Origin of the sequence: uncultured Flavonifractor sp., assembly GCF_944387675.1 — a bacterium.
In the GTDB taxonomy this organism is placed as follows: Bacteria; Bacillota; Clostridia; order Oscillospirales; family Oscillospiraceae; genus Flavonifractor.
This window is the reverse complement of the sequence record NZ_CALXFV010000160.1, coordinates 1-2,901: the sequence shown is the minus strand read 5'-3', so window position 1 is coordinate 2,901 and position 2,901 is coordinate 1. Positions and strand designations below refer to the sequence as shown.

The following is a 2,901-nucleotide window of genomic DNA, read 5'->3' as shown; positions in this document are numbered from 1 at the left end:
GTGGGGGGCAGGCCGTACTCCAGGGCGTTGATGAAGTCCTCGTCCATCATGCCGGCCTCGTCGTTGCCCATCTCCCGGAGGGCAAGCTCATGCTCGAAGCGGCCCCGCTGGTCGATGGGGTCGTTGAGCTCGGAGAAGGCGTTAGCGAACTCGGAATGGTTGATGAACAGCTCAAACCGCTCGGTGAGCCGGGGGTCGGCGGGGGAGCGCTTGGTGAGGGGGGAGACCTCTACGGGGTACATAGTAATAAAGGTAGGCTGAATCAGCTTCTCCTCCACCCGCTGGTCAAAGGCCTCGTACAGGGCGGTACCCCAGGTGCGCTCGCACCCCTCCATGTCCACGCCCACGGCCTCCACCGCCTTGCAGGCGGTCTCGTCGTCGGAGATGGCGTCAAAGTCCACGCCCACATACTGCTTTACCGCGTCAATCATGGTCAGCCGCTTCCAGCCGGGGGTCAGGTCGATGTCCACGCCCAGCCACTTCACCTGGTAGGAGCCCAGGATCTCCTTGGCGGCGGTGGACAGGATGCCCTCGGCGATGTCCATCATGTCGTGGAAGTCGGCATAGGCCTCGTACAGCTCAATGGAGGTAAACTCCGGATTGTGCTTGGGGTCCATGCCCTCATTGCGGAAGATGCGGCCGATCTCGTACACCCGCTCAAAGCCGCCCACCACCAGCCGCTTCAGGTGCAGCTCAGTGGCGATACGCATATACATGTCAATGCCCAGGGTGTTGTGGTGGGTGATGAAGGGCCGGGCGGTGGCGCCGCCGGAGATGGTATTGAGGACGGGAGTCTCCACCTCCATATAGTCCCGCTCGTCCAGGTACTTGCGTACATGCTTGATGAAGGCGGTGCGGATCTGGAAGGCCCGGCGTACATCCTCATTCATAATGAGGTCCACATACCGCTGGCGGTAGCGCGTCTCCTTGTCGGTGAGGCCGTGGAACTTCTCGGGCAGGGGCTGGAGGGACTTGGAGAGAAGCGTCACCTTGTGAGCCTTGACGGAAATCTCGCCCCGCTTGGTTTTGAAGACCTCACCTTCCACGCCCACGATGTCGCCGATGTCGGTCTTCTTGAACTTGGCAAAGGCCTCCTCGCCCAGCTCGTCAATGCGGACATAGAGCTGAATGCGGCCCTGCACATCCTGCAAGTCGCAGAACACCGCCTTGCCCATGCCCCGCTTGGACATAATGCGCCCGGCGACAGAGGTCATGGTACCCTCCAGGGCATCAAAATTCTCCTTGATGTCGGCGGAGCGGTGCTTTACCACATACTTGGTGATATGGAAGGGGTCCTGCCCCGCATCCTGGAGCTCCTTGAGCTTGGCGCGGCGGATGAGCCGCTGCTCGGACAGGGTCTGCTGCTCCTCGGGCTGATTGACGCTTCTCTCTTCAGTACTCATCGTTTTTGCTCCTTACTTTTGAATCTCTAAAATACGATATCTTAATATACCGGCGGGGGCCTCCACCTGGACCTCCTCGCCCACGGCCCGGCCCAGCAGGGCTTTTCCAAAGGGGGAATCCTCGGAAATACGGCCGTTCATGGGGTCGGCCTCCTGGGAGCCCACCACCTGATAGCTCTCCTCCTCCTCAAACTCCAAATCCAGCACCTTCACATTGGAGCCCAGCCGGACGGAGTTGGGGTCGGTCTCATGCTCTTCAATGACCACATAGTTGCCCAGGATGTTCTCCAGCTCCGCAATGCGGGAGTAGAGCTTGCCCTGCTCGTTCTTGGCCTCGTCATACTCGCTGTTTTCAGACAGGTCCCCGAAGGAACGGGCTTCCTTGATCTGATCGGCCACCTCTTTCTCCCGGACCGTTTTCAGATAATTCAGCTCCTGCTTCAGCTCCTCCAGGCGCTCCGCGCTCAATTTAAATTCTTTTGCCATGTTGATCGTGCACACCTTTCTTTCCTTGCTCTCACGATAAAAAAGAAGCCGTTCACGGCTGTTCTGAATGCTCAGCAGAAAACATTCCGCCACGTTAATACGATATTATAGGTAGTTTAATTCCTCCTGTCAAGTCAATAATTTGGCGTCAGGATGGAAGAATTCGGATTTTCTCCAGGTCCAGCCGGCCCTCCTCCCACAGCAGGGCCAGCACCGCCAGCCGGTCCAGGCCGCCTGCCTCCAGGCCCTTTGGAGGCCGCAGGACAAAGCCTCCCAGCTCTGGTCTGGGTCCGTACAGATCCAGCTCCACTCTTCCTCCGCCTCCAGCCGGACCGAACCGGAGGTCCACGTCCGCCCGTTTTCCGGCCTCCGGGTCAGCCATGGCCGCCCCGAACTCCCGCCACAGCCAGTCCGCCAGGGCTGCGCCCCCATCCGGCACGTCGATGGAAAGTCGGCGCACCATGGGACAAAGTCCCTCCGCCGTCCGAAGCAGCGCCCGGTTCACCCGGGGGCCGGACAACACCACCGTCCCCTGCCGGGGCGGCACGCCGCACCGTTCTAGTGCCGCCAGGGCCAGCGGAACAGCCAGGGCCTGGCAAAAATCTTCCGGCTCCACCGGCCGCAACCCTCGGCTGTACAGCACTTCCCACCAGGGAAACTCCGCCGCCGTCACCACCCGGCGTACCCCCGCCCGGGCCAGAAGCCGCGCCCCCTTGTCCACCCGCCGGGCAAGCCGGGCCGGGCTGAGGCCGGGGGGCGCCGGAATCTCCGCCCGCAGGCAGGGCAAATCCAGCAGAGCACAGCCCTCCGCCCTCGGCCCGCGGCCCTTCCCCTCCCTGATTTCCAGGATGCCCACCATGGTTTTCACCTCGGGTACAGGGTATGCCTCTGCCGCCTGAATATGCGCAAAAAGAAGCGGCGGATGATTCCGCCGCTTGAGGCTGTCGAAAAAGCCCAGCTTAGGCTGGGCTTTTTCGTTTATAAGCGGTAAAATAGCAGAAGGTGGTGAGAG

Annotated in this window: 3 protein-coding genes; all 3 read right to left on the bottom strand. The window is 61.2% G+C overall.

Features of this window, described 5'->3' with window-relative positions; translation table 11 throughout:
* On the bottom strand, nucleotides 1-1,403 hold a 1,403-nt coding region (lysS, locus tag Q0J74_RS10950), incomplete at its 3' end, for a lysine--tRNA ligase (protein ID WP_297214542.1).
* 12 nt (nucleotides 1,404-1,415) lie between these two features.
* Complete coding sequence (gene greA, locus Q0J74_RS10945; protein WP_297214540.1) at nucleotides 1,416-1,889, bottom strand: transcription elongation factor GreA; 474 nt, start codon at nucleotides 1,887-1,889, stop codon at nucleotides 1,416-1,418.
* A gap of 148 nt (nucleotides 1,890-2,037) precedes the next feature.
* Nucleotides 2,038-2,748: a hypothetical protein gene (locus Q0J74_RS10940; protein WP_297214538.1), complete on the bottom strand. Its 711-nt coding sequence runs from the start codon at nucleotides 2,746-2,748 to the stop codon at nucleotides 2,038-2,040.
* Nucleotides 2,749-2,901 lie beyond the last annotated feature (153 nt).